This is a genomic window from Saccharibacter sp. 17.LH.SD (genome assembly GCF_009834805.1).
Lineage (GTDB): Bacteria > Pseudomonadota > Alphaproteobacteria > Acetobacterales > Acetobacteraceae > Saccharibacter.
The window spans coordinates 361,402-387,022 of the sequence record NZ_WVHO01000010.1; the positions used below are offsets into that span (position 1 = coordinate 361,402).

General features: G+C 49.7%; 24 protein-coding genes and 1 other RNA gene. 19 read left to right on the plus strand and 6 right to left on the minus strand.

The features are described 5' to 3' along the window. Positions 1-14: 14 nt before the first annotated feature. Positions 15-245 carry a transposase gene (locus GS501_RS10125; RefSeq protein WP_160830998.1) on the plus strand — a complete coding sequence of 77 codons (231 nt, stop codon included), beginning with the start codon at positions 15-17 and terminating at the stop codon, positions 243-245. A 21-nt stretch (positions 246-266) separates the two neighbouring features. Then, entirely contained in the window at positions 267-389 is a 123-nt protein-coding gene (locus GS501_RS10130) for a transposase (RefSeq protein ID WP_160830999.1), read from the plus strand. Positions 390-428: 39 nt separating this feature from the next. On the opposite strand, the gene GS501_RS06285 is transcribed toward GS501_RS10130, so the two are convergent. From GS501_RS06285 to budA, 5 genes are all read right to left on the minus strand, one after another. Continuing rightward, positions 429-1,031, minus strand: a complete 603-nt coding sequence (locus GS501_RS06285; protein ID WP_160831000.1) for an LUD domain-containing protein — start codon at positions 1,029-1,031, stop codon at positions 429-431. 13 nt (positions 1,032-1,044) lie between these two features. Further along, the gene (locus tag GS501_RS06290) at positions 1,045-2,454 is read right to left on the minus strand and encodes a lactate utilization protein B (RefSeq protein WP_160831001.1); all 1,410 of its coding nucleotides are present in this window, start codon (positions 2,452-2,454) and stop codon (positions 1,045-1,047) included. After that, positions 2,451-3,194, minus strand: a complete 744-nt coding sequence (locus GS501_RS06295) for a (Fe-S)-binding protein (RefSeq protein WP_160831002.1) — start codon at positions 3,192-3,194, stop codon at positions 2,451-2,453. Before GS501_RS06295 ends, GS501_RS06290 begins: the two co-directional genes overlap by 4 nt. A 163-nt stretch (positions 3,195-3,357) precedes the next feature. Then, positions 3,358-5,052, minus strand: a complete 1,695-nt coding sequence (gene alsS, locus GS501_RS06300) for an acetolactate synthase AlsS (protein WP_160831003.1) — start codon at positions 5,050-5,052, stop codon at positions 3,358-3,360. A gap of 84 nt (positions 5,053-5,136) precedes the next feature. Next, the gene (gene budA, locus GS501_RS06305) at positions 5,137-5,886 is read right to left on the minus strand and encodes an acetolactate decarboxylase (protein ID WP_160831004.1); all 750 of its coding nucleotides are present in this window, start codon (positions 5,884-5,886) and stop codon (positions 5,137-5,139) included. A gap of 101 nt (positions 5,887-5,987) precedes the next feature. Here budA and GS501_RS06310 point away from each other — a divergent pair, with 101 nt between their 5' ends. Beyond that, on the plus strand, positions 5,988-6,902 hold the full coding sequence (locus GS501_RS06310) for a LysR family transcriptional regulator (RefSeq protein WP_160831005.1): 915 nt from the start codon (positions 5,988-5,990) through the stop codon (positions 6,900-6,902). 78 nt (positions 6,903-6,980) lie between these two features. Here GS501_RS06310 and GS501_RS06315 read toward each other — a convergent pair whose 3' ends face one another. Continuing rightward, entirely contained in the window at positions 6,981-7,241 is a 261-nt protein-coding gene (locus tag GS501_RS06315) for a DUF2312 domain-containing protein (RefSeq protein ID WP_370517953.1), read from the minus strand. Between the two features lie 326 nt (positions 7,242-7,567). Between GS501_RS06315 and zwf the strand changes: the two genes are divergently transcribed. The 16 genes from zwf to GS501_RS06395 all read left to right on the plus strand — a co-directional run bounded on the left by zwf (position 7,568) and on the right by GS501_RS06395 (position 25,620). Further along, the gene (gene zwf / locus GS501_RS06320) at positions 7,568-9,043 is read left to right on the plus strand and encodes a glucose-6-phosphate dehydrogenase (protein WP_160831007.1); all 1,476 of its coding nucleotides are present in this window, start codon (positions 7,568-7,570) and stop codon (positions 9,041-9,043) included. A 100-nt stretch (positions 9,044-9,143) separates the two neighbouring features. Further along, entirely contained in the window at positions 9,144-9,596 is a 453-nt protein-coding gene (locus GS501_RS06325; protein ID WP_237442446.1) for a hypothetical protein, read from the plus strand. A gap of 60 nt (positions 9,597-9,656) precedes the next feature. Then, positions 9,657-10,056, plus strand: an RNA gene (gene rnpB, locus GS501_RS06330) — RNase P RNA component class A. Between the two features lie 332 nt (positions 10,057-10,388). After that, positions 10,389-10,874 carry a division/cell wall cluster transcriptional repressor MraZ gene (mraZ, locus tag GS501_RS06335; RefSeq protein WP_160831008.1) on the plus strand — a complete coding sequence of 162 codons (486 nt, stop codon included), beginning with the start codon at positions 10,389-10,391 and terminating at the stop codon, positions 10,872-10,874. Beyond that, positions 10,871-11,824, plus strand: a complete 954-nt coding sequence (rsmH, locus tag GS501_RS06340; RefSeq protein WP_160831009.1) for a 16S rRNA (cytosine(1402)-N(4))-methyltransferase RsmH — start codon at positions 10,871-10,873, stop codon at positions 11,822-11,824. Before mraZ ends, rsmH begins: the two co-directional genes overlap by 4 nt. Then, on the plus strand, positions 11,821-12,474 hold the full coding sequence (locus GS501_RS06345; RefSeq protein ID WP_160831010.1) for a hypothetical protein: 654 nt from the start codon (positions 11,821-11,823) through the stop codon (positions 12,472-12,474). Before rsmH ends, GS501_RS06345 begins: the two co-directional genes overlap by 4 nt. A gap of 85 nt (positions 12,475-12,559) precedes the next feature. Continuing rightward, the gene (locus GS501_RS06350; RefSeq protein ID WP_160831011.1) at positions 12,560-14,533 is read left to right on the plus strand and encodes a penicillin-binding protein 2; all 1,974 of its coding nucleotides are present in this window, start codon (positions 12,560-12,562) and stop codon (positions 14,531-14,533) included. An 11-nt stretch (positions 14,534-14,544) separates the two neighbouring features. After that, entirely contained in the window at positions 14,545-16,041 is a 1,497-nt protein-coding gene (locus GS501_RS06355; protein ID WP_160831012.1) for a UDP-N-acetylmuramoyl-L-alanyl-D-glutamate--2,6-diaminopimelate ligase, read from the plus strand. Continuing rightward, complete coding sequence (gene murF / locus GS501_RS06360; RefSeq protein ID WP_160831013.1) at positions 16,041-17,459, plus strand: UDP-N-acetylmuramoyl-tripeptide--D-alanyl-D-alanine ligase; 1,419 nt, start codon at positions 16,041-16,043, stop codon at positions 17,457-17,459. The genes GS501_RS06355 and murF overlap by 1 nt, the downstream gene beginning before the upstream one ends. Next, the gene (gene mraY / locus GS501_RS06365; RefSeq protein ID WP_160831014.1) at positions 17,459-18,550 is read left to right on the plus strand and encodes a phospho-N-acetylmuramoyl-pentapeptide-transferase; all 1,092 of its coding nucleotides are present in this window, start codon (positions 17,459-17,461) and stop codon (positions 18,548-18,550) included. The genes murF and mraY overlap by 1 nt, the downstream gene beginning before the upstream one ends. Beyond that, a complete protein-coding gene (gene murD, locus GS501_RS06370) occupies positions 18,547-19,884 on the plus strand; it encodes a UDP-N-acetylmuramoyl-L-alanine--D-glutamate ligase (RefSeq protein ID WP_160831015.1) in 1,338 nt (445 codons plus the stop codon). Before mraY ends, murD begins: the two co-directional genes overlap by 4 nt. Before the next feature lie 6 nt (positions 19,885-19,890). After that, on the plus strand, positions 19,891-21,108 hold the full coding sequence (locus tag GS501_RS06375; RefSeq protein WP_160831016.1) for an FtsW/RodA/SpoVE family cell cycle protein: 1,218 nt from the start codon (positions 19,891-19,893) through the stop codon (positions 21,106-21,108). Further along, positions 21,105-22,208, plus strand: coding sequence for an undecaprenyldiphospho-muramoylpentapeptide beta-N-acetylglucosaminyltransferase (gene murG / locus GS501_RS06380; protein WP_160831017.1), 1,104 nt, complete (start codon positions 21,105-21,107; stop codon positions 22,206-22,208). The genes GS501_RS06375 and murG overlap by 4 nt, the downstream gene beginning before the upstream one ends. Before the next feature lie 57 nt (positions 22,209-22,265). Further along, the gene (gene murC / locus GS501_RS06385; RefSeq protein ID WP_160831018.1) at positions 22,266-23,696 is read left to right on the plus strand and encodes a UDP-N-acetylmuramate--L-alanine ligase; all 1,431 of its coding nucleotides are present in this window, start codon (positions 22,266-22,268) and stop codon (positions 23,694-23,696) included. After that, on the plus strand, positions 23,693-24,634 hold the full coding sequence (gene murB / locus GS501_RS06390; protein WP_160831019.1) for a UDP-N-acetylmuramate dehydrogenase: 942 nt from the start codon (positions 23,693-23,695) through the stop codon (positions 24,632-24,634). The genes murC and murB overlap by 4 nt, the downstream gene beginning before the upstream one ends. Then, positions 24,634-25,620: a D-alanine--D-alanine ligase gene (locus GS501_RS06395; RefSeq protein WP_160831020.1), complete on the plus strand. Its 987-nt coding sequence runs from the start codon at positions 24,634-24,636 to the stop codon at positions 25,618-25,620. Before murB ends, GS501_RS06395 begins: the two co-directional genes overlap by 1 nt. Position 25,621: the final 1 nt, after the last annotated feature.

The following is a 25,621-nucleotide window of genomic DNA, read 5'->3' on the forward strand; positions in this document are numbered from 1 at the left end:
GATCAACAGTCTGCGTGGCATCGGATGGGCACAGAAAAGCTTTGGCTTTTACTCTTTCTCCTGGCCAGGCTCATGAGTTGCCGCAGGCCCGTGTCCTTCTTGATCAATTGCCCCGGCTTCCAACCTATCTACTTTGTGACGGAGGATATGCCTCATATAAATTCAGAAAAATGCTTCAACAGCATAAGTGCACCCCTGTCATTCCTCCCAAACGACGGCAATTCCCTTTCTACTGCCCACAATAGGTATACAGAAACAGACATTTGGTGGAAAATCTCTGGGCAAGGCTCAAGGAATGGAGAGCAGTAGCAACACGTTATGAAAAAATAGCTTCATCTTTCACATCCGTGCTCTACATTGCTGCTTCAGTTGATTATCTCAAATTCTAACAGAGCCTAAACACATATATCGATCCCGCTTATACGAACTCAATCAGTCCACATAACGGAAAGACTCCTCACCCCCTGAGCGCCACGTATAAGCACCCCCTGAATATCGGCTGTCGCAGAAGGGCCACTCATCAGAACACCATAAGAAGTCGTTTTAAATTCAGGACGTTCTTGATAGGCTGTATGCATATTCCCCGTTAGAGCATGACGAGAAAGAAGCACAACTAAATGTTCTGCCAAATGCACAGCAGCAAGATGGTCGTAAAGTTCTTTTTCACTTAAGAAAATAGAACCCATCTCAGCAATACCAAAAGGGGACCGTACAACCATTACATCAACAGTATCGGCCTGTTTATTGCTTCTAAGCTCTGTAATTTTCATCATGCCAGTGGCTTCAGGAACCGCTGAACAAAACAATTTCGCATGAGGGAAATGATCCCGAATGCTCTCCTCTACCGTCTTCCCCTCTGCTTGAAGTAGAAGGTCTCCCCCCATTAATTTAAGATTCGCTTCAAACCGAGCTGGAGATGCATCAACATCTCCCAATGTCACAATTGGTGGAAGCGGATACATGTCTCCCTTGGGAGCACGATTTTGCCGTAGATGGTTAAGAATCGTTTCGCGTGCACTGGCTTCTGCCATGACAATTTCTCCTTTACGCGTCTGTTTTTTGCTTATTGGTTTCGTTTTTCAAACGATTTTTGCGATACCAACTGTTGAATGTCTCTTTAACAGGATGCGGTAATTCGCGATGCTTACCCCATGGATTGAGATAATTATATAAAACGAAGCGTGGCATCGTTTTTAAAGCTACCTCTGTTCCCTCAATGGATAAGCGATAAAGTTTTGGTTGCGCTAAAAGACGCCCCGCCATCTTCATAATTTCGCGTTTTACAAATGGAATTTCATGTCGCTCCGCTAGAATACGACGCCATTTATAAAGCTGCTCATGAATATCAATTTTTACAGGACAGACATTCGTACAACTGCCATTCATCGTTGACGCAAATGGCAATGTGCTAAATTTGCGTTCATTAAATGTCGGATCGATAATCGCGCCGATCGGTCCTGAATAGACAGACCCATAAGATTGCCCGCCTGAACGACGATAAACCGGGCATGTATTCATACACGCGCCACACCGAATACATTTCAGTGATGACCAAAAGTCAGGTAAAGCAACGCGTTCGGAACGCCCATTATCAACAAGAATAACATGCATTTCACCGCCTTTTTTAGGACCGCGAAAATGCGTTGTGTATTGCGTGATGGGAGACCCGAGCGCACTCCGCGACAAAAGACGAATAAACACACCGAGATCCGCCATCCGCGGTACAAGCCGCTCAATCCCTAATGTCGCAATATGAACATTGGGAAGATTAGCGCTTAAATCAGCATTTCCCTCATTGGTGCACACCACGAAGGACCCTGTCTCCGCGACAATAAAATTCCCTCCTGTCATGCCAACTTCACCGCTTAACAAGACAGGACGGGCCGCCTCACGTTGCGCTTCAGCTAATACATGCGGATCATTGACATCCGGGTCTGTTCCATAATTTTTAGCAAAGATCTTTGCAACATCACTCGTCAGTTTTTGTACCGCAGGCACAACGACATGACTTGGCAATTGCTGATCAAGTTGCTGAATACGCTCCCCTAAATCAGTTTCTGTTACTGTGATTCCTTGTGGCTCTAAATGCTCTCGCATTTCACATTCATCCGTAATCATCGACTTACTCTTGATGATTGAATGTGCATCATGCTTTTTCATAATCTCAGCAACAATTCGATTATGCTCAGCTCCATCACGCGCCCAATGCACATGGATGCCGTTTTTAAGAGCATTTCGTTCAAATTGCTCGAGATAATCAGGTAAATTCGCGAGTGTGTGTTCCTTAATGCGTGATGCTTCTGTACGTAGCTCTTCCCACTCTGGAAGCTCATGCATTTGTTGATCACGCTTCTGGCGCATATCCCACAGACGTTCATCATGGAAAAGACGATGAGCGTCATCTTCCAAAAATTTTGCTGCATTCTTTGCATGGGGAACAGGTTTTACTCTCACAACTGGACTCCATTAAGAATTTCAGCAATATGAATAAATTTAATCGGCACCCCATTCCGCTCTGCACAGCCTTGCTGATGCATCATGCACGACGTATCTGCAGAGACGATATATTCTGCACCGGCCTTATTATGATCCGTAACCTTATCAAGCCCCATCCGAGCCGATACAGCTTCTTCCGTCACAGAATAAGTGCCACCAAAACCACAACACTCATCAGGTCGTTTAGGCGTAGCAAATTTAATCCCTTCCACTGCGGAAAGAAGCGCCTTTGGTTTTGAGAAAAAAGGCTCTCTTCTTTCAGACATGCTCGCCGTACGCAACGAACGTAATGTCGCACAACTATTATGTAGCCCAACTGTGTGAGGGAATTTAGCCCACGGGAACTCACGCACCTTCAACACATCGTGCAGAAATTCAACAAGCTCATACGTATTTTTACGTACATGCTGCACATCCGCCGTTTGCTCCAACGCATCAAAATTATCGCGAATATGATGCACGCAACTTCCGGACGGCGAAACAATCACATCATATTTCGCAAAATTACGAATAAAAAGAGCCTCTGTATCGTGAGCATCCTTATTACAACCAGAATTCGCCATTGGCTGGCCACAACATGTTTGCTCAGTAGGATACTCAATTTCCTGCCCAAATTTCTCAAGTAATTCGAGCGTGGCAATTCCCGTTTTCGGATAGAAAGCATCTATATAACACGGGATAAAAAGTCCTATCTTCATCACTACTCCTAGAAAAAGAATATAGAAATCCCCGAACATCCATCATCATGACAGATATCCTAGAACTACAAACTTGATTATGTAATCAAGCTTCAGAATTTTTAGATAATATGTAACGACACAAGTAATACTATAGTATTACTTGTGTCGTTATTATAGGGTATTAGGCAGAGGCAGAAGTTGTTCCACCCAGATCAGCCAATGGAGCCATCAACTTTGCATTGTCTGTATAATCAACAGGGATCGCAATCACGACCGGACCCTGTGTCTCCATACCTTCACGCAACGCTGCTTTTAAGCTCTCAACACTATTGACGTTGATCCCTTTCGCCCCACAAGAGCGCGCAAAAGCTGCAAAATCAATTGGGCCGAAGGCAACAGCCGCATCACGGCCATATTTCTTCTGCTCCTGGATCCGCACCATGTTGTAATGATGATCAACCCAGACGAGATGGATGAGATTGCTCTTCAAACGGACCGCTGTTTCGAGATCCATAGAGGACATCATAAACCCACCATCACCAGAAACAGAAATCACCTTCTGAGCCGGGTTCACAAGGCTTGCCGCCATACCCCATGGCAGGCCAACACCCATTGTCTGTTGTCCATTGCTAATCAAAATCTGACGGGCACGGAAAGCATGCAGGTAACGTGCCAACCAAATATGAAAAGAACCCATGTCAAAGCACAATGTGACATCCTGCTCCACAAAGGACTTCATCACTTCCACAACCTCGAGTGGATGCAGCATTCCCTGTTGGGTGCTCCGTGCATTCGCAAATTCTTTCTTTTGCGCGGCACGATAAGCTTCCAGAATCTTCGTCAATTCTGCTGCAGGCTCAAGCTTCCCTACCTCATGAGTGAGCTGCTTAATCGTCAGTGCAATACCGCCAATGAGTTCAATTGATGGGTTAAACGCATTGTCGAGTAACGCTGGTACAGCATCAACATTGATGATCGGACGACCAGGCTTATGATTCCACAAAATTGGATCATACTCGATTGGGTTATAACCAACCGTGATCACGAGGTCAGCTTCTTGCAGCAAATGATCGCCATGCTGGTTGCGGAACAGCCCAATACGCCCACCAAAGTAAGGCAAAAGATCATGGGAAATCGCACCAGCGGCCTGATAGCATCCGACAACCGGCACATGCGCCGCCTTCACAAAATGCCGCACAGCATCAGCATTCTCTGGCGTACTGGCCAACATGCCTAATAGAACAACAGGCTTCTTGGCGGCCTTAATCGCACGTGCCGCTTCTTTAATCTCAGATTCAGGAGCTGGACCCGCTTTCGGCGCCTCACGGTCCGCTAGAACCGCTTGCTCTGCTGGCAATGACAACACGTCCATTGGGATGCTCACAAATGCTCCACCTGGACGCCCACCTTCTGCGGCACGGAAAGCATTTGCAATGATCTCAGAAGTTGCTGCTGGAGCCCCAATTTCAGCACTATATTTGGTGACAGGGCGAAGCATGCTGACCGTATCCATGCTCTGGTGCGTTAATTTCACCAGATCAGCCCGCCCCACAGCACCACCAATAGCGAGCATAGGGTCTGCCTCGGAGGTCGCGGTAGCTAATCCAGTCGTCAGGTTCGAAACACCTGGCCCAGAGGTCGCAATCGCAACACCAGCTTTTCCTGTAATGCGGCCAAGACCACCCGCAATAAACGCCGCATTTTGCTCGTGGCGTGTCACGACGGTTTCAATGTGAGAATCTTCCAACGCTTCAAAAAGACGGTCAATCTTAGCGCCTGGAATACCAAACACATGTTTAATGCCATGCGCTTCTAAGTTACGAACGACAAGTTCAGCGGCGCAAGGAGCATCTGCCTTTGTTTTCTTCTGAGTCATATCCAAAATCCTACGTTACGACCTACGGAAGAAATCAAAAGGAGACCGCAGGCCAAAAAAGTTAAGAAAAATCAAAAATACTAATCAACCACCTTCGGCCGTGCGAATAGCTTCACTCAACCCCGCTGGCAGCAACTCTGCTTCCGCAAACTCTTTCGTTCTCGGTAAAGAAATTTCCAAATCTGATATACGCGCCACCTCAAGCTTTCCACGCTTTACGCGGTAATCAGTGACATGGCCGCCATGTTTACGGTCATCACTCAGGACGTGAAGATGATAGCCCGCCACGTTAATACCTTGCATGTATTTCGGTGTGCGGAAACCTAGCATTAATCCCGTAATGTTATTCATGGTGAAAGTTGGTTGCTTCGCAACAACTTCTAACATCCCCGGATAAGGACGGCACTGACAGAAAACCGTCCGTGTATCGACCTTCTCAAATTCACCTGTGAAGCGAACAGCACCAAACAAATTGGGGTTATCAAGCAACTTATTAACGAGCGCCTCGAAAGCTTCCTTATCAAGAGGCTCATCAATCGTTACCGTCTGCTCGGGCTCAAAGCGAGTCACACAGGCAAAAGGCGTCTTCAAATCACTCGGAACATCTGAAGCGATTCCCTGTGAACGGAACTGGCGGACCTCACCATCGGTGACAATCATCTCGCCATCCAAAGCATTAAAGGTACCTAGACCAAAATCGCCATGCTTTAGCAATTCATCCATGGTCATCTCACCGTCATAAACGGCATCTAACAACGCTGCCATGGTCGATGTCTGGAAAAGACGGTTCGTCGGCAGTGACGATGATGCGCCTTTACCTGAACGTTGAGTCATATGGCCCCCTAATTTCGTTTACCGGGGGTCACTTTAAAGGCAGTTACCCTGCACTTCAAATATATACTTACAAGCGTGACCATATATTTTATATATGGGTTATGGACATCAGACATTTCCGATATTTCGTCGCCATTGCTGAGACAGGGAGCATTACACGTGCCGCTGAACGCCTCGGCATGGAACAACCGCCCCTCAGCCAACAAATTCGCCGTTTGGAGGAAGATCTAGGAGTCTCTCTTTTTCGGCGTCAAACAAGAGGCGTTGTCCTCACCGAGGAAGGACGTAATCTACTCCCACGCGCTCGATTGATTCTCGATTTACGACGACAATTTATCGAAACAGCTCATGGACTTGCCCGTGGAGAGCAAGGACATTTACGTATTGGGCTCGCAGGAGCGATCCCTTTACTTCCCGCTATCCCCTTCGCTATCCGGCAATTTCGCACTATTGCGCCGAGTGTGACTCTTTCCTTGGAGGAAAGTAATACTCCAGCTCTATGTGAAGCGCTGCTTGCCCATAAAATAGACATTGCTGTGCTTCGCCCTCCCGTGCCAGACCCAGAACGTGTACAGGTCATTCCCCTTCTGGATGAGCCAACACTCATTGCTCTGCCTAAAGGGCATCCTCTGACAGACCAGCCGCGCCTACATCTTCATCAACTCAAAGATGAACCTCTCATTATTTTCCCACGGGAATTGGGACCAGGTTTTTATGATGCTATTCTCGCCGCTTATCAAAATGCAGGCATCACACCCCCCCTAGGACAACAAGCTCCCCAAGTTGCCGGGACTATTCCTCTCGTCGCTGCGGGGTTGGGCATTTCCATCGTCCCTCAATCTCTGCACCAGCTTCACACGGGGGGTGTAACATTCCACCAAATTCATCATCCAGCACCCTCAGCCAGCCTTGCCATTGGACTCCGTAAAGAGAACTCAACTCCGTTGGTCACTCATTTCAGCCAGATGCTTCAACAAATATTCCTGAAGGGAGATCCATCCCCTCCCGAACAGTAAACCACATAAAAAAAACACCGCTTCATCGTGATGAAGCGGTGCGTTCTACCTGATACACAGTATTGCCGTGCACCCTCATTACATCCCTAGAGCACGCCGATAAATATCAAGAAGCGTTTCTTGCTCCTCTACTTCTGCCGGTTCCTGCTTACGCAGCTTCAAGATTTGCTTAATTACTTTTACATCAAACCCAGCAGATTTTGCCTCGGTAAAAATATCACGGATATCACTTCCCAACGCCTTACGCTCTTCTTCCAAACGCTCGACACGCTCAATGATTGATCGCAAACGATCTGCAGCAATGCCTCCTGTCGCCGCACCATCAGAGCTATGATTCATATCCATGCTTTTCTCTCTCCATTTCTACCGAATCTCACCAAACTATGAGCGCGGCTTATCCTGCACAACCAAAATGGTCAACGCTCAATAAATCATGTTCTCAAAAGTGATGAAGCTAAGCTCTTACCGGATGAAAGCTATGCGCCTTCATGCTCCATCCTCTCCTGCAATATGCTTTTTATATTCCCCCCAGAATGCTAGCATAGGGCGTCTTGACAGAAAGTAAGACAAAACGAGATTAAGAGGGACCATTAAGGATTGCTTTTCAAATATGAGCGCTCTTGCAGCCTGTTTGATCAGCATCCAGACAGGAAGGGTCATCCACTATGCCAAACTCACAACAGACCGCTCCGTTTGATTACGTAATCTTTGGCGCTACAGGCGACCTCATGATGCGTAAGCTGATTCCTGCACTTTATAATCAGCTCCGCGTCGGTCATGTCCCCGAAAATGCTCGTATTATCGGCTCGGCCCGTTCAGACCTCGCTCATGATGAGTATATTTCACGTGCCCGTTCTGCGTTGGAAAACTTCCTTCCAACAGCACATAGAGACGCTAATCTCATTGAGCGCTTTCTTAAAAAATTCCAGTATATCGCCATCGATAGCACAAAGAGCGATGACAAGAACTGGAGTGTTCTAAAAGAAACACTCGACCAGATGCCAGCTGATCGCATCCGTGTCTTCTATTTCTCAACGGCACCGCAGCTCTTCGAATCGATTAGCGAAAATCTCCACACGCATAATCTCATCACTGAAAATTCACGCGTTGTGCTGGAAAAACCCATTGGGACAGACAGCGCTTCAGCGCGGGCTATCAATGATGGCGTTAGCCGTTTCTTCAATGAAAAACAGATTTTCCGTATTGACCACTATCTCGGTAAAGAAGCTGTGCAAGATATCCTTGCCCTACGCTTTGCAAACCCACCCCTGAATGCTGTTTGGTCAAGCGACTATATCAAGAACATTCAGATCACAGCAGCTGAGACCGTTGGTGTCGAGGGGCGTGCTTCCTACTACGATACATCGGGTGCACTGCGCGACATGATCCAAAATCATTTGCTACAGGTTCTAAGCCTGTGTGCGATGGAACCGCCAGAATCAATGGACGCTGACGCCATCCGTGATGCAAAGGTTAATGTCCTCAAAGCACTACGGCCTATCCCTGAAAATAAAGTAAGCACGGAAACGATCCGTGCCCAGTATGGGAAAGGCATTCTTGATGGCAATAAAGTACCTGGTTACCTAGAAGAACTCGGCACTGAGAGCCATACGGAAACCTATGCGGCTATACGCGCTTACGTGGATACACCTCGTTGGAAGGATGTGCCCTTCTATATCCGCACAGCCAAACGCTCGGCGCGCAAAGTAAGCGAAGTGGTCGTGACCTTCAAAAAGGGAACCTCTCAGCTTTTTGCCGATAAACCAGGAGCAGACCGTCTGGTTATCCGGATTCAACCCAATGAAGGGTTCGAATTCACTCTTAATGAAAAAAATCCTTCCACAGCGCCTTTCACTTTACAGAGAACCACTCTGCAAAGTCGTTTCGCACCAGCCGATGGCTCACTCATTCCAGATTCCTATGAGCGCCTCATGCTGGATGCTGTTCGTGGCTATCCTGCTCTCTTTATCCGACGTGATGAAGTTGAGGCTGCATGGGCGTGGGTTGAGCCAACCCTCAAAGTATGGGCCGATAATAAAGTTCCTATGGAAACCTATCCAGCTGGCTCTCATGGCCCAGAAGAGGCGCGACACTTCATTAATGCCACAGGCGATCAGTGGCATGAAAATATGAAGGACTAACGTTTCTAATACTGACCTGATTATCACCAAGGAGTACTCCCCATTTCTAAAGAAGGACGCACTCCTTGGTTTCATTCTTTCACAAACGCAGGATATTCGTTTGACTGAGTCCAGTTCTCCTCGTTTAGGTCGTGGACGCACAACAAAGCCACGTTCACTCAAACAACATTTCATGCGGCGCTTGTTGATCGTCGTGCCTGTTTTTTTGTTGATGTTTGTCATTGTGCGCAGTGGTCTTCTCGATACAGCGTATGATCGCTTTACCTTCAACAACTTAAGTTGGTTCGATAATACCGCCCTCGTTGAACATCTGCGTACAGTCATCACTAATCGTGGTCTCAGCACACTGCCTCGGCAATGTCTTGTTTTCGTCGTTAATGGTGATGCGTCCGTTAACACGCCTGACATTGATGTATTGGGGCGGCATGGGAATAATTGCCCAGGAACAACCCCATCGGCAGATTTACTCTTTAAAATTAGGGTCAACCGCGCTGAACGTGTCATCCAAACAGATGCAGGCTCATCAGGCGTGTTCCATACTTTATCGCCTTAATATGACATAATTCTTTTTCATCTCTTGACCTCTTAGCACATTCCACGCACTCTCCCCCCACCAGATGGCCGGGCAGTCGCTGTATCGGCGTCACAGCAGGTATGGAGGAAAGTCCGGGCTCCACAGGAAGACGGTGCCGGCTAACGGCCGGCGGGGGCAACCCTAGGGAAAGTGCCACAGAAACAAAACCGTCCGCCGGGTTTCTCTTTATGAGAATCTGCGGATAAGGGTGAAACGGTGCGGTAAGAGCGCACCGCAGCCTTGGCAACAAGACTGGTCATGGTAAACCCCACCGGGAGCAAGACCGAATAGGAGTGGCAAGCCTTACGGCCATGAGTTTCCTGCTCAGTCACTCGGGTTGGTCGCGTGAGGCAAGTTGCAAAACCTGCCCTAGAGGAATGACTGCCCCAATTTTATAATCAAAATTGGACAGAACCCGGCTTACAGGCCATCTGGTATATTCCCCCACAAATAAACGATACTTTTTATTGATATAAACTATATCGATACATAAAAAAATTAGCCATATTATTTATTTTCTTTTTATAAAAATTAACTTTCAGTAAAAAAAGAAAGAGGTATTTTCTTTTAAATTAACGATATTTATTAATTAATTATTAATTATATTTTTTATTATACTCTCAAATCAAGACATTACCTTTTCTATCTCTTTTTATCATTTTTACACGATATTTCTTTGACGGCACGTTCAATCCCATGTTATCCCATGAATTAACATATTTTCCCATTAGATGAGACCAACAGGCGCAAACGGGAGGCATTTCGACATTAATGAGCATGTTTCTCGGCACATATCCTAGTCGTCTTGATTCTAAGGGACGTGTGTCTATACCGGCTTCCTTTCGTGCTGCTTTAAAACAAACTTCATCCTCGGATGAGGTTTCTCTTGTGTTGCGGCCTTCGCATCTTCACGCCTGCATTGATGGTTGGGGAATGGCAGCTTTTGAGGCGCTTGAGAGTGCACTTACACGCTATGATCCACTCTCCAGTGATTATGAAGATCTCGCCACCAGTCTCTACGCAGATGCTTACCCGCTCATGTGCGACAAAGACGGACGCGTAAGTTTGCCCAAAATTCTCAAGCAACATGCCGCATTGACAAGCGACGTCATTTTTATGGGATTAGGAAAAGCTTTCCAAATTTGGGATCCAGAAGCAGCAGAGAAACGTCGCCAAAAAGCGCGTCAACAGGCCCAACAGCTCGTCCAGCCACGCACACCTGCCCCATCCTCCTCTACTCAGGAGGAGCGCTCATGAGTGTTGACGCCTCTTCGGGCCACTTCCCTGTCATGCTTCCTGAAGTCATCGAGACACTCGCTCCTCGTGATGATGGCCTTTATCTTGATGGAACGTTCGGCGGCGGCGGGTATAGCCGTGCCATCTTACACGCAGCTCACTGCTCAGTTCGTGCGATTGATAAAGACCCAGACGCCATCACACGCGGCCGCGCCCTGGTGGATGAGACACAAGGACGACTTCATCTTCATCAAGGCGCTTTCGGTGACATGGGAGACCTTACAAAAGGACTTCCACCATTCGACGGTATTGTGCTTGACCTCGGTGTTTCATCGTATCAGCTAGACCAAGGGGAACGCGGTTTCTCTTTTCGGCATGATGGTCAGCTCGATATGCGCATGGGGGCCTCAGGCACCAGTGCTGCAGATCTCGTAAACCAAGAGAGCGAGCAAACTATTGCTGATATTCTCTATCACTATGGAGAAGAAAGACGCTCACGCCGCATCGCTCGTGCGATTGTAGCCGCGCGGGCACAAGCGCCCATTCTGACGACAACGCAGCTTGCTGACATTATCCGTAGCGTTATCCCGCGGGAAAGGCCCGGATTTGACCCTGCCACACGCAGCTTCCAAGCCTTACGAATTGCCGTCAATGATGAGCTCGGAGAGTTAGAGCGTGCTCTGGCTGTCGCCCCTACGCTTCTTGCCCCAGGCGGTGTATTTGTTGTTGTCACCTTCCATTCTCTGGAAGATCGTATGGTTAAACGTGCCATGGCACGTTTAAGTGGCCGCCAAGCTATTCCGTCACGTCATGCGCCAGTGGCCTTAGATCGCCCGGAACGGGCTGACTTTGCTCTGTCTCACACGCGCCCGCTATCGCCTAGTCAATCAGAACTAAATATTAACCCACGCTCTCGTAGCGCCCGCTTGCGTGCTATTCGTCGTGTTTCTACCTCAGAGGGGGTATCATGATTATCCGTCCTGTTACTTTTTTCTGCGCTCTCTTGGCTGCTGGAGCTGGCCTGTTTCTTTACGCGAAGAAACATGAGACCCTAGTGCTTGATCAACAGATCAATCAGATGGTACAGGACACACGCCGTGTACAGGAAAAGACGGCTATGTTACGGACACAGTGGGCATTGCTGAATCAGCCTGATCGGTTAAGCGCCCTCTCTACGCGCATTTTACCCAAATTACGCTCTGTCGAACCCACACAGTTCGTTCGCGTGTCGCAGCTAGCCGATAGACTCCCGCCCGTAAGCCACAAAATGGTTGCTGTGGCGGATCTACGGTCCCGTCCAGCAACGCATCCTCATGCTCTCCCTCTTCCTGCAAGCGCCGCGACGGTTCCAACACATAAAGCTCTTTCCCCTGAGCATAATGTGATGACCGCTAAAAATGATCAATTTTTGTCCGTATCACATCACCGTCAGCACATCCCTGCTTCCGTAGCAGAAACACGCGGGCATCAATCCTATAATGCTTTCTCACATGGTACGGAATCACGAGCAGAGACCGTTTCTTGGCACCCTCACTCCAGCCATCATAGCCATGCGGCGACACCTGCTGTAGCAACACCTGCCGATGGTGCGCTGCCTCCACCTGTGCCCCTCACCGATTAACTTTTTCGACACTCCAACGCATTGTTTCTTCTCACAGTCATTGTGAAAAGAAACATGTCTTGACTGTATAACAGACGGCGGCACGATGCCTGACAAAGCACCTTTTCCTCATTCGCCTGAACCTTCTGCACGCCTCAGCCCTTCCTCTTCTCGTCAGGCCTCTAAAAAACAAACGCCTTCTCTACGTAAAGCCAGGTTATGGGAAGCCTTACGTCAGAGATTTCACCGTCCCCCGACCCCATGGCTCGAACGTAGCCATCAACGCCTTGTTTACGTCGGGATGGGATTTCTCTTTATTTATGGCGCTGTCGCTTTTAAAGCGCTGTTTGCAACTGTTCTTGCCCCTATGGCACCTCTTCCTGGACAGATTGCCTCGCAGTTACCCGAGATCCCCAAACCAGACCCTCATGCACTCATTGGTAGTGGCTTCGAGCTCCCCAATATTAAACGCGCCACCATTACAGATCGTAATGGTCAACCACTCGCTCTGTCCCTGCCTATTGTTCAAGTATATGCCAACCCTATGGAGATTATTAGTCCAGAGGATGTCTATACGAAACTCCGCCAAGTCGTCCCTAATCTTGATCATCAAGATATTGTCCGACGGTTAAGTCAAAAAAAACAATTTGTTTACATTGCGCGTAACCTCTCCCCTACCCAGGAGCTGGCTATTAATAACCTTGGTATTCCTGGGATTTACTTCGAAACGGGAGAACGCCGACACTATCCGCTTGGACGTATCGCTGCTCAGATTATGGGGGGGGTTGATATTGATAATCGCGGCATTGCCGGCGTTGAACGTTACTTTAACCAACGTCTAACGAGCGACCATACACCACTACGTTTGTCCATTGATGCCCGGGTTCAAGCAGCTGTCCGTGATGAGCTTGATGCTGCAAAACAAATGTTTAGGGCGATCGGAGCATGCGCTATCCTTATGGATGTCCATACAGGTGAAATCCTCGCAATGGTCAGTCTGCCCGATTATGACGCCAATGATTTCGGCCACGCTCCCGCTGATGCTCGCTTTAATCGAGCTGTCACAGGGATGTATGAACCAGGATCAACATTTAAACTCCAAACAGCCGCCATGGCTCTGGAGCTCGGGGTGGCTCACCCATGGGATAGTTTTTCAACGGCCCCTATTCACGTAGGACGTTTTAAAATTTCCGATCTAAAAAGTGACCATTTTGCTCCCTGGCTTCCCCTCACCTCCGTGATGGCCTTTTCATCCAACCCTGCTTCTGCTCACATCGCTCTCGCTGTTGGTGCCGAACGACAACATACCTGGCTCAAAAATATGGGCTTCTTAAACCGTGTACCCATCGAACTACCAGAAGCAGGGCGTCCTATCGTGCCATCCCGTAAAAATTGGGGGTATACAACCGTTATGACAGTAGGCTTCGGTCACGGTGTTGCTGAACCTCCACTCGCCATCGTGCGCGGGACAGCCGCTACAGGTAATGGTGGCTTCCTAATCACCCCAACCCTTCTGGCGCGAAATCATGATAATGATGATGTTGTCATGTCCGATACCATCGGACCACGTGTGCTTTCAGAGAAAACTTCCAATACGTTACGGCGTATTTTGCGCCTTGTTGTGACAAAGGGAATTGGAAAGCGCGCTGAAAGCCCTGGCTATTTCGTTGGTGGGAAAACAGGAACAGCTGAAAAAATTAGTGCACACGGCACCTACCTCAAGAACGTTAATATCACGGCCTTTACTGGGTTATTCCCCGTTAATGCCCCGCGTTACGCCCTCTACGTCATGCTTGATGCCCCGAAACCAACAGCAGAGACACATGGATGGACAACAGCCGGATGGATTGCCGCACCAACATTCTCAAAAATTGTGACACGCACAGCGCCTATGCTCGGCTTGTTCCCACCTGACCCTGCACGCGCTGCACAAATTGAGGAACAGTTGGCTATTCCTCTGATTCCCCCCATTCCTCGTGGCGCTCACGCTTTTGGGCCTGGTCATGAAGCCGGTATTTTGCCGGCTTCCGTCGCCAACCCTCGTCATCATACGAAGAAACATCCCTCTCACGCCGACTGAAATTAACTGCTATGCGCTTCTCTGTCTTACTACACAGCTATGGCCTTCCTCATAATCTACGTGAGGATAAAGACCCCATCGTTCATGATATCACGGCGGATAGTCGCCATGTGCACAAAGGAAGCGTATTCGTCGCTTTACGTGGACAACGCCACGATGGTGCAGAATTTATTCCACTCGCCATTATCAGCGGCGCCGTTGCCATCGTGACACAATCAGAGAATGAAACGTCCTTTCTTTCAGAACATCGTGAAGGTGATCACTGCGTTCCTGTTCTACACCTTCCACAACCAGCTCATTTTTTAGCACAAGCCGCAGCCTGGCTTGCAGGCCCTCAACCTGACCATATCGTCGCGCTTACAGGCACAAACGGGAAGAGCAGCACAGTCGAATTTCTACGGCAACTTTGGGAGTTAAAAGGGTATTCCGCTGCAAGCCTTGGTACATTAGGGCTTCGCACGACCGTCACTTTACCACCTCTTCCGGCACTCACAACGCCTGACCCTGTTAGTTTGGCTAAAACACTAGCTGCCTTAAAAGCACATCATGTTACCCATGTGGCGCTTGAAGCGTCGTCACATGGACTACACCAGCATCGGCTTGATGGTGTTAAGATCACAGCTTCAGGCTTCTCCAATCTAACGCGCGATCACCTTGATTACCATCGCACGATAGAGGCCTATCGTGACGCAAAACTTCACCTTTTCCTCGAGCTCATCCCGCCAGGATCACGTATTGTGATCAATAGCGATATGGACGAGGCCACCTGTAAAATCCTCCATCGTATCGCTGCTGAACGTGGGCTCGTGCTCCGTGATGTTGGTGAAAAAGGATCAACATTAACGGTGCGTTCTGTTCACCCGACACCACAAGGACAAGTGCTTCGTCTCGCACTCCATGGTCGTGCACTTCCTGACATTACACTGCCCATCCCGGGACGGTTTCAGGTCTATAATGCTCTCATGGCAGCCGCTTTATGTTGGGATAATGAGGAAGAAGCCCCCCACATTCTTTCTCTTCTCTCACAATTGCAGGGTGTTCCAGGACGCTGTGAGTGCGTAGCCACTTTGCCAAATAATGCCACCGTCTATGTCGATTACGCCCACACTCCTGATGCTCTAGAGAATGTTCTCTTAAGTTTACGACCTCACACAACTGGGAAACTGCATGTTGTCTTCGGTGCAGGTGGCAATCGCGATACCGGGAAACGTCCTCTCATGGGACAAGTTGCCGAACATCTAGCCGATCACATTATCATCACTGACGATAATCCTCGGTTCGAAGATCCAGCCACTATTCGCGCAGCTATTCGTGCCACATGCCCATCAGCCCTTGAGATAGGTGATCGAAAAACCGCCATCGAAACCGCCATAAAGCAATTAGAGCCCGGCGATATTTTACTTATTGCTGGAAAAGGCCACGAAACAGGCCAAATTGTCGGTGCTGATATACATCCCTTCAATGACCGTCTTATCGCACGTACTCTCGCTGAAAAGGTCGCCTCATAATGTCTTCCCTTCCTCTCTGGACACGTGCTGAGCTTTGCCAAGCTACAGGTGGCGCATTAAAGCAAGACGTTAACGTCGAAAACATATGCATTGATACACGCCAGCTAAAACCACATGATCTTTTCATCGCCTTAAAAGGTCATAATTCTGACGGCCATCGTTTTCTCAAACAGGCTCTTGAAAAAGGGGCCGCCTGCGTCGTAGCTCATGATCAGGAAACCATACAGAATCTTGGCCTTACCGATGACCCTCGCCTTCTCATCGTTCATGACACGATGCACGCTCTTGAAACCTTGGGTCGTTTTGCTCGTCAGCGTTTCAAAGGGAAAGCCATTGCGATCACTGGAAGTGTGGGGAAAACAACAACCAAAAACATGCTCCAGCAGGCTCTCACGCCTTATGGGAAAGTGCATGCTTCTGTCGCCTCCTTCAATAATCACTGGGGCGTGCCCCTGACATTAGCGCGCCTGCCGCGTGATGCCGATTTTTGCCTCAGCGAAATCGGGATGAATCATCCTGGTGAAATTACTCCTCTTGCCCAACAAGTTCGACCCGATATCGCGCTCATTACATCAGTCGGGAGCGCGCATTTAGGCTATATGGGCAGCTTAGAAGCAATTGCGGCTGAAAAAGCCTCCCTCTTCGCCGCTCTGACGTCCCCTCATGGTCGCGCGCTTATCCCCGATAATGTACCGCATCTTAATCTGATCATCCAATCACTGCCACCTGAATGTAGCCTTTGGCAGGTGGGCGAAGCCACCTCCTCGACCATTCGGATCATGTCTCCTCACTACCAAGCTGAGGGAAGCCAATGTGTCCTCCATACACCCAGTGGAGAATTTTCTCTCCATTTGAACGCACCTGGCGCGCATCTTCTTGCTAATGCGTCCCTCGTTATGGGCGTCATTTGTTCTTTGGGGCTCGAACCTTATCCGGCCACACAAGCGCTGGCCCATTTCTCCCCTGAAGCGGGCCGTGGAGAACACCGTTCCTTACCGGGAGACGTCACCCTTATTGACGAGAGTTACAACGCATCCGGTCCAAGTATGCGCGCCGCATTAGCCACCCTAGCACTCATACCGGCTTCACGTCGTATTGCCGTGCTGGGGGACATGCGTGAACTGGGTGAGTTTGCCGATGAAGAGCACCGCACCCTTCGTGACCCGATTGTAGCCTGCAATGCGCTCACATTTTGTTGCGGCACACATATGAAAATTCTCTTTGAAGCCTTGCCTACAAACCTCCAGGGAGGGTATGCGCCTGACTCACGACATCTTGCTTCTCTGTTGCGTAATGCCCTGCGTCCCGGTGACCTTTTACTTGTAAAAGGAAGTCTTGGCAGCCGTATGCGTGACCTTATCGACGCTCTTAACCAACCCTCTTCCAATCAGGAAGATTCGCTTGCGGTTTCATTCTGATGCTTTTTGACCTCATCGCTGCCCACGCATCGCCCCATGGTGGCTTCTTTAACTTGCTCCATTACCTGACATTTCGTGCAGGTTGTGCCTGTTTAACGGCCCTCATTATCTCGTTATTATTTGGGCGCCCTTTTATTGCTCAACTCAAACGGATCCAACGCCAAGGACAGCCTATTCGTACCTTGGGGCCAGAGCGTCATATCCTGGAAAAAGCAGGCACCCCCACGATGGGAGGTGTTCTCATTCTCGGTGCCCTTACCGTATCGACACTCTTATGGGCTGACCTCCATAACGGCTTTGTTTGGGCTGTTTTACTCACCACACTTTCCTTTGGTGCCGTAGGGTTTGCCGACGATTACCTAAAACTCTCGCGCCGTAATACGAAAGGCGTTTCCAAAAAAGTTCGTCTTGGCACAGAATTTGCGGTTTCATTAATCGTCGGTATTTGGTTGGAAAGCCTCACACCGCCCGAATTAAAAAATGTCATCGCCTTTCCTTTTGCTAAAAACTTTGTCCTCCCCCTAGGCTATGCTTTTCCAATCTTTGCGATGATTACCATCACAGGTTTCGGCAACGCCGTTAATCTTACCGATGGGCTGGATGGACTTGCTACCGTTCCTGTCATCATCGCATCCTTTGTGTTTGCTCTCATTGCTTACCTTGTGGGCAATCACATTTTTGCTGATTACCTCCAGCTCCATCCTGTTCCAGGTACAGGAGAGCTGAGTATCTTTTGTGCTGCACTTATTGGAGGTTGTCTTGGTTTCCTCTGGTTTAACGCCCCACCAGCTGATGTCTTTATGGGCGATACAGGCTCCCTCGCCCTAGGTGGCGCCTTAGGGGCAATGGCTGTTGCCGTAAAACATGAACTTGTTTTGTGCTTGGTCGGCGGTTTATTTGTTGCTGAGACAATATCCGTGATCTTGCAAGTATTTTGGTTTAAACGCACCGGGAAGCGTCTCTTTCTCATGGCTCCACTTCACCATCACTTCGAAAAAAAGGGATGGCAAGAGCCTAAGATTGTCGTACGTTTTTGGATCGTTGCTTTCATCTTAGGGCTCTGTGGGCTTGCCACATTGAAAATACGATGACCGCTCTTCTTCCTTCTTCCTCTTGGCCGGAAACCCTTCTGGAGGGCCACCACTACGCCGTATGCGGTTTAGGTCGCAACGGTACCGCTGTGGTCCAAGCCCTCTTGAAAATGGGAGCAACTGTGCAAGCTTGGGATGATCAAGCCCCGAACCTGCCAGATCATCCTAATCTTACACTTGCTCCCATAACAGATTTACGCACCTCGGAAGCGTTAATTCTATCCCCTGGGATCCCGCATCAACGGCCAACGCCGCACCCAGTGGCGGTTTTGGCACGTTCACAACATGTTCCTATTCTTTCTGATGCCGAGCTTTTATGGCAGGTTGTTCGAAAAGCGGGATCAAAGGCGCGTTTTGTCTCCATTACCGGAACAAATGGGAAGTCCACAACAACAGCCCTTCTTACGCATATTCTAAGCCAGGGCGGCATTCCTGCGGCAGCTGGGGGTAATCTCGGCACAGCAGCACTTGCCCTCCCGCTCCTGGGAGATAACGGCGTCTATGTTATTGAAATGTCATCTTACATGCTGGAACGCCTCCAGCATTTCCATGCTTCAGCGGCCGTTATTTTAAACCTGACACCTGACCATATGGAACGTCATGGAGACATGGAGCATTATCTTGAAGCAAAAGCGCATGTTTTCGACCATATGGGCTCTGAAGATCTTGCCCTTTTAGGCGAAAAAGCCCCCTGGTCAGAACCGCTCTATGCTTCACTGACGGAACGGCATATTCCTGTCCACTATATCCCGCCGCACAAAGCCTTCCCCCATGAAGAAGCTCCGATGCTACCAGGGCGTCATAATGCACAAAACATCCTGACCTGCCAGGCAATAGCGCGCCATCTAGGCCTTGACGATGCTACCATTGCAGAAGGGATTCGTAGCTTCCAAGGGCTAGAGCACCGTCTCCAACGCATTGCGACCGTCACCGGCATTCAGTGCATTAACGACAGTAAAGCAACGAATGCTGAAGCTACTGCCCACGCTCTCGCTGCTTATGACAAAATTATCTGGATCGCAGGAGGGATTGCAAAAGAAGGTGGAATCACAAGCCTGACGTCGCTATTCCCACGCATCGCCCATACGCTTCTTATTGGACAGGATGGCCCGCTTTTGGCCAAAACCCTCTCCCACTATCGTGTTCCCTTCACGGTTTGCAGTACATTAGAACAAGCTGTGCCCCGAGCTTTTAGGCGTGCTTACGATTTAGGGTCTTCTACCATTATTCTGTCACCAGCCTGTGCCAGCTTTGATCAATTCCGCAATTTTGAAGAACGCGGTCGTCGTTTTGAGGAACTCGTCAACGCCTTTGCTGATGAGCAAGAAGGATAGATCGTAATGGCCATCCCTTCACGCACGGACTCGACGGCGCGCGCTCAGTGGTGGCGAAGCATCGACCATGTCTCCCTTACCGGAATCGGTATCCTGATCGGATTGGGCTATATCCTCATGCTCGCAGCGAGCCCTGCCGTCGCTCACCGTATCGGGGCATCTCGCAACATGTTTATCTTTAAACAAGTTGCCTTTTTGTCCATCGCCGCTGCCGTTGTTCTTATAACATCACGTCTTTCTGTGCGGAGCATTAAAAGGCTGGCCGTGTTTGGTGGGGTCATCGCCCTAGGGGCTACTTTCATGACGCTTGTTCATGGAATGGAGATTAAAGGCGCCCGGCGATGGATCGCCCTTCCGCTGATGTCTGTTCAGCCATCAGAGTTTCTCAAACCTTTCTTTGCCGTTTTCGCCGCCTGGCTTCTCAGTCTCCGCGGTACAATCCTCATCAAAAATAAATGGCGCTTCCCTGGACGAGCTGTTGCGTGTCTCGTCTACCTTGTCATCGCCGCTCTGTTACAAGCACAGCCTGACATTGGAATGCTATCGGTCATCACCATGGTGTTTGTGACGCAGCTTTTCGTTGATGGCCTGCCCATGGCTTTCTTCGGGGCTCTTGTCCTCGCCATGCTCAGCGCGTTTGGTGTCGCTTATCTCACCTTTAATCACGTGCGTTCGCGTGTGCAGCGCTTCCTACACCCCGATGTAGGAGATCATTACCAGATTGATACATCATTACGCGCCTTCGGGAATGGTGGCCTCCTTGGGCGTGGCCCAGGTGAAGGACGCGTTAAAGATCTCTTGCCTGATGCTCATGCTGACTTCGTCTTTGCTGTCGCCGGAGAAGAATATGGGTTTTTAATGTGCTGCTTCATCATTGCTCTTTTTGCTATGCTCGTCCTATGCACGTTAAGACGCCTGATCCATGAAAAAGACCCTTTCATTATTCTTGCCAGCTCTGGTCTTATCACAGGGTTTGGCCTTCAAGCCTTCATCAACATGGGGTCTACGCTGCATCTTATTCCCACCAAGGGTATGACACTCCCCTTTATCTCCTATGGTGGAAGTTCCGCGTTTTCTGTTGCCTTGACTATGGGAATGGTCTTAGCGCTCACGCGTCATCGTGTTGAACCAGGACTTTTTGCGCCTCAACCCAAAGAAAGTGAGGTCCCTATGTCAAACCGTCTCTTTTCTCCAACATCACCCCATAAGGACCCTTCCGCATGACCGCGCCGATCGTGATTGCTGCTGGTGGCACTGGTGGCCATTTTTTCCCCGCAGAGGCTCTCGCCTCATGTCTTATTGAGCGCGGTCACTCTGTCGTCCTCATGACGGACGCTCGCAATAACCGTATTTCACAAGGCGTCTTTAAGGATCACCCTTACTATATCCTCCCTGGCGGAGGTATTGCGGGGAAAGGCCTTATTGGGAAGCTTCGTGGGGGGCTGCGTCTTCTTGATGGAATTTTAAAAGCACGCACGCTCTTAAGTTCTATCAATCCCTCTGTTGTCGTCGGGTTTGGTGGTTACCCCTCCATTCCGCCCCTTATGGGAACACGGCTTCTTCCGGCAAACCGTCGGCCCGCTACTGTCATTCACGAAGGAAATGCTATTTTAGGGCAAGCAAACGCCCTTCTCGCGCGTTTTGCTTCGGCCATTGCAACATCTTACCCGAGCGTGGCGCGCCTCCCTGAAGGGAGCAATGTTCATCTCACAGGTATGCCCGTACGCCCCCCTATCGAAGCTTTGGCGGATGTCCCTTATACGCCTCCCGAGACGGGAGCCCCTATTCACCTGCTGGTTTGGGGCGGTTCACTAGGTGCCCGTGTCTTTAGTGATGTCGTCCCCACAGCACTCGCAGCCCTTCCTTCTACCCTTCGCTCACGGTTGCGCGTCACGCAACAGATCAATGAGCATGATCTCCCCTCTTTACAAAATCTTTACGCGCAAAGTGGTATTGAAGCCGACTTACATCCTTTCATTACCAATGTTGCAGACGTTCTAAAGCAGACACACCTCGTCATTGGGCGTGCCGGTGGTTCTTCTGTGGCAGAACTTACTATGTCAGGGCGCCCCTCTCTTCTCGTTCCGCTTCCTATCGCGGCCTCTGATGAACAAGGAGCCAATGCACACTCTCTCGAACAAGCTGGCGCTGGCTGGATGATTCGCCAACCAGACTTTACACCAAGCCGTCTCTCTTCAATGCTAGAGACGCTCTTCTCACAACCAGAACGCTTACACCAAGCCGCCCTTGCCGCACGGCAGCTACAACAGTGTCATGCGGCTGAAAAACTTGCTGATGTGGTTGAATCTGTCGCTCGTTCTTAATGATTGACCCCATTTCCTCTCCTACCCTCGTTAATTTCCTTCCGGAGTTTTATTACTATGCGCTCTCTTCCCCTTAATCTGGGCCTCATTCATTTTGTTGGTATTGGCGGGATCGGCATGTCCGGTATTGCTGAAGTCCTTCATATGCTTGGCTATAAGGTTCAGGGATCTGATGTCGCAGAAAGCGCTAATGTAACGCGTTTACGGCAGGCTGGTATCACCGTACATATTGGCCACGATGCCGCCAATGTTGGTGATGCCCGCGTCGTCGTGGTTTCCACAGCCGTTAAACGCGATAATCCTGAAGTTATGGCTGCTCGTGCACGCCTAATCCCTGTTGTGCGTCGCGCTGAAATGTTAGCCGAGCTTATGCGGCTACGTTGGGCTGTCGCCGTTGGAGGCACACACGGAAAAACCACAACCACAAGCCTTGTCGCCTGCGTATTAGAACAAGCAAAGCTTGACCCAACGGTTATTAATGGCGGGATTATTGAGGCTTACGGCACCAATACCCGTATGGGATCAGGTGATTGGATGGTGGTCGAAGCGGATGAAAGCGACGGCTCTTTCCTACGGCTTCCCTCTGTCATCGCCATTGTTACCAATATGGACCCCGAGCATCTTGATCACTGGGGGTCTGAAGAAGCCATGGAAGCCGGTTATCGGCAATTTGTATCCAATATTCCCTTTTATGGGTTCGCCGTACTCTGCGTCGATCATCCACGCGTACAACAAATGATCCCGCAGCTTTCCGACCACCGTCTTGTCACATATGGTCTAAGCCCTCAGGCGGATGTTCGCGCTGACAATATCGTGATGAATGAACATGGCGCTCAATTTGACGTTGTTGTGACGAATCGCGCCAAAGAAACACAGCGTCGGGCCGGCCCTTTCCGTCTCCCCATGTTTGGCCATCATAATGTACTGAACGCGCTTGCTGCTATTGCTGTCGCTGTGGAAATGGAAATCACTGATGAAGTCATTGCCGCCGCTTTACTTGGCTTCCGTGGTGTTCAGCGCCGTTTTACTCTGACAGGCACATGGAAAGACGTCAAAATTATTGATGATTACGGCCATCACCCTGTTGAAATTTCTGCCGTCTTAAACGCTGCACGACAAGCTGGGGCTCGTCACATCATCGCTGTCATTCAGCCACATCGTTATTCTCGTCTGCACGCGCTCTTTAATGATTTTTGCACCAGTATGAATGATGCAGATACCGTCATTGTCTCCGATGTTTACGCTGCCGGTGAAGCGCCTATCGAAGGAGCTGACCGTGACAGCTTGGTTCGTGGGTTGCAAGAACGCGGACACCGCCATGCGCTTCCACTCCCAACACCTGACGCACTGCCTGAATTGATTGCCGAGATTGCTCAGCCTGGTGATTATGTTTTGTGCTTGGGCGCTGGCTCCATCACGCACTGGGCTCGGGCGCTTCCTGCACAGCTAGAAGCTCTTACCCCTAAAAATGGAGCGCCAGCGCAATGACGCATTCCACACTCTTTTCCGGTCTACAAGGACGGCTAAAGGAAGATGCTCCCCTAGGCGCACGCACATGGTTTCGTACTGGAGGGAACGCTGATTGGTTGTTCGTTCCCAAAAACGTCGATGACCTCCGTTCGTTCCTGCATCAACGTCCCTCTACGATGCCCCTGACAGTCCTCGGGGCGTGTTCTAACATCATTATTCGTGATGGAGGGCTTGAAGGCGCTGTTATTCGCCTTGCCGGTGGCTTTGCCGATATTACGCGTGATGGCGACCATGGTCTCATTGTCGGCGCGGCTGCTCTCGATGTAACAGTTGCAGAACAAGCAGCCCTCTACGGGCTGGCGCAGATGGAGTTTTTGGTCGGCATCCCCGGATCTATCGGGGGCGCTATTGCAATGAATGCTGGCGCTTATGGCGGTGAGATGCGCAATATTCTTGATTGGGTTGATATTTTGACGTTGGATGGACAGGAAAAACGTCTTCCAGCAGCCGATTTAAACATGTCTTACCGCCATAGTTCCCTTCCACAAGGAGCGATTGTCATACGTGCTCGGCTCCGTGGCACACCAGACGATCCCTCGCTGATTAAAGAACGCCTTGCGCATATTCGTGCCTCCCGTGAAGAAAGCCAACCTTTGCGCACGCGCACAGGAGGCTCAACCTTTCGTAACCCTGAAGAGCACAAGGCCTGGGCGCTTATTGATCAAGCAGGATGCCGTGGCTTACGTTTTGGTGACGCCCAAATAAGTGAAAAACACTGTAATTTCATGCTGAATACTGGCCAAGCAAGCAGTTATGAACTTGAACATCTTGGCGAAATAGTTAAACAACGCGTGTTGGATAATAGTGGCGTGATGCTCCAATGGGAAATTAAACGGCTTGGTCGTTTTCTCCCTAATCAACACATTGCTTTTTCTAATACAAATATGGGCGCCTAATGGACACTCTATCGCACGACCCTGCACAATCATCGCCGCGCATTGCCGTCCTTATGGGAGGGACATCCAGTGAGCGCCCTGTCAGCCTTTCCAGCGGAGGAGCTGCCTTAACAGCCCTCAAAGCCAAAGGTTATGACGCCCATGCCATTGATGTCGGCCCTGATATTGCTGCCACTATAACCGCATTACGCCACCTCGCGCCTAATGTCGTTTTTAACGCTCTTCATGGTCCTGGGGGAGAAGATGGGCGGATCCAAGGCGTCCTTGACTGGCTGTCGCTTCGCTATACGCATTCAGGTGTCCTGGCTTCTGCTATCGCAATGGATAAAGCAGCAACACGCGTTGCGCTAGAAGCAGCGGGACTGCCCATCGCAAAAGGCTGCGTTATTAGCCCCACGCAGCTTTACGAAGCTGATCCACTGCCACGTCCTTATGTTGTAAAGCCTGTCGCCGAAGGCTCTTCCGTTGGGGTGCATATTGTGCGCCCTGGTGACAACCGTCGCCAGGCCATTGCTGAAAATTGGTCTTTCGGAGACCGTATTTTGGCAGAAGATTTTATCCCCGGGCGCGAATTAACCGTCGCGGTTCTCAATGATACCCCACTCGCCGTAACGGAAATTCTCCCCCAGGAAGCAGAAGGTTTTTACGACTTCGAAGCAAAATATAATGCTGGGGGTTCCCGTCATCTCATTCCTGCTCCTTTACCAGACGCTATCACTCAGCAAGCTCTCATGCTTGCTTCCCAAGCGCATCAAGCATTAGGGTGCCGCGGAGCAAGCCGTACAGATTTTCGCTATGACGAGCACCGTCATAGACTCATCATCCTTGAGGTGAACACACAACCTGGGATGACCCCAACGTCTCTCCTTCCGGAGCAAGCGGCCTGGCGTGGCATGGACTATCCAACTCTCTGCCACTGGATGGTAGAAGATGCTCTTCATGACCAACCCTACCCTGTTCAGCCATTTCTAAAGGACAGTCCATAAA

What these genes read in the sequence shown, in the direction of transcription:
- GS501_RS06295 (WP_160831002.1), bottom strand. Translation starts at nt 3,194, where the DNA reads ATGAAGATAGGACTTTTTATCCCGTGTTATATAGATGCTTTCTATCCG.
- murC (WP_160831018.1), top strand. Translation starts at nt 22,266, where the DNA reads ATGCGCTCTCTTCCCCTTAATCTGGGCCTCATTCATTTTGTTGGTATT.
- zwf (WP_160831007.1), top strand. Translation starts at nt 7,568, where the DNA reads ATGCCAAACTCACAACAGACCGCTCCGTTTGATTACGTAATCTTTGGC.
- GS501_RS06375 (WP_160831016.1), top strand. Translation starts at nt 19,891, where the DNA reads ATGGCCATCCCTTCACGCACGGACTCGACGGCGCGCGCTCAGTGGTGG.
- GS501_RS06355 (WP_160831012.1), top strand. Translation starts at nt 14,545, where the DNA reads ATGCGCTTCTCTGTCTTACTACACAGCTATGGCCTTCCTCATAATCTA.
- GS501_RS06350 (WP_160831011.1), top strand. Translation starts at nt 12,560, where the DNA reads ATGCCTGACAAAGCACCTTTTCCTCATTCGCCTGAACCTTCTGCACGC.
- murF (WP_160831013.1), top strand. Translation starts at nt 16,041, where the DNA reads ATGTCTTCCCTTCCTCTCTGGACACGTGCTGAGCTTTGCCAAGCTACA.
- GS501_RS06285 (WP_160831000.1), bottom strand. Translation starts at nt 1,031, where the DNA reads ATGGCAGAAGCCAGTGCACGCGAAACGATTCTTAACCATCTACGGCAA.
- alsS (WP_160831003.1), bottom strand. Translation starts at nt 5,052, where the DNA reads ATGACTCAGAAGAAAACAAAGGCAGATGCTCCTTGCGCCGCTGAACTT.
- GS501_RS06315 (WP_370517953.1), bottom strand. Translation starts at nt 7,241, where the DNA reads ATGAATCATAGCTCTGATGGTGCGGCGACAGGAGGCATTGCTGCAGAT.
- rsmH (WP_160831009.1), top strand. Translation starts at nt 10,871, where the DNA reads ATGAGTGTTGACGCCTCTTCGGGCCACTTCCCTGTCATGCTTCCTGAA.
- GS501_RS06310 (WP_160831005.1), top strand. Translation starts at nt 5,988, where the DNA reads ATGGACATCAGACATTTCCGATATTTCGTCGCCATTGCTGAGACAGGG.
- murD (WP_160831015.1), top strand. Translation starts at nt 18,547, where the DNA reads ATGACCGCTCTTCTTCCTTCTTCCTCTTGGCCGGAAACCCTTCTGGAG.
- murB (WP_160831019.1), top strand. Translation starts at nt 23,693, where the DNA reads ATGACGCATTCCACACTCTTTTCCGGTCTACAAGGACGGCTAAAGGAA.
- GS501_RS06395 (WP_160831020.1), top strand. Translation starts at nt 24,634, where the DNA reads ATGGACACTCTATCGCACGACCCTGCACAATCATCGCCGCGCATTGCC.
- murG (WP_160831017.1), top strand. Translation starts at nt 21,105, where the DNA reads ATGACCGCGCCGATCGTGATTGCTGCTGGTGGCACTGGTGGCCATTTT.
- mraZ (WP_160831008.1), top strand. Translation starts at nt 10,389, where the DNA reads ATGAGCATGTTTCTCGGCACATATCCTAGTCGTCTTGATTCTAAGGGA.
- mraY (WP_160831014.1), top strand. Translation starts at nt 17,459, where the DNA reads ATGCTTTTTGACCTCATCGCTGCCCACGCATCGCCCCATGGTGGCTTC.
- budA (WP_160831004.1), bottom strand. Translation starts at nt 5,886, where the DNA reads ATGACTCAACGTTCAGGTAAAGGCGCATCATCGTCACTGCCGACGAAC.
- GS501_RS06345 (WP_160831010.1), top strand. Translation starts at nt 11,821, where the DNA reads ATGATTATCCGTCCTGTTACTTTTTTCTGCGCTCTCTTGGCTGCTGGA.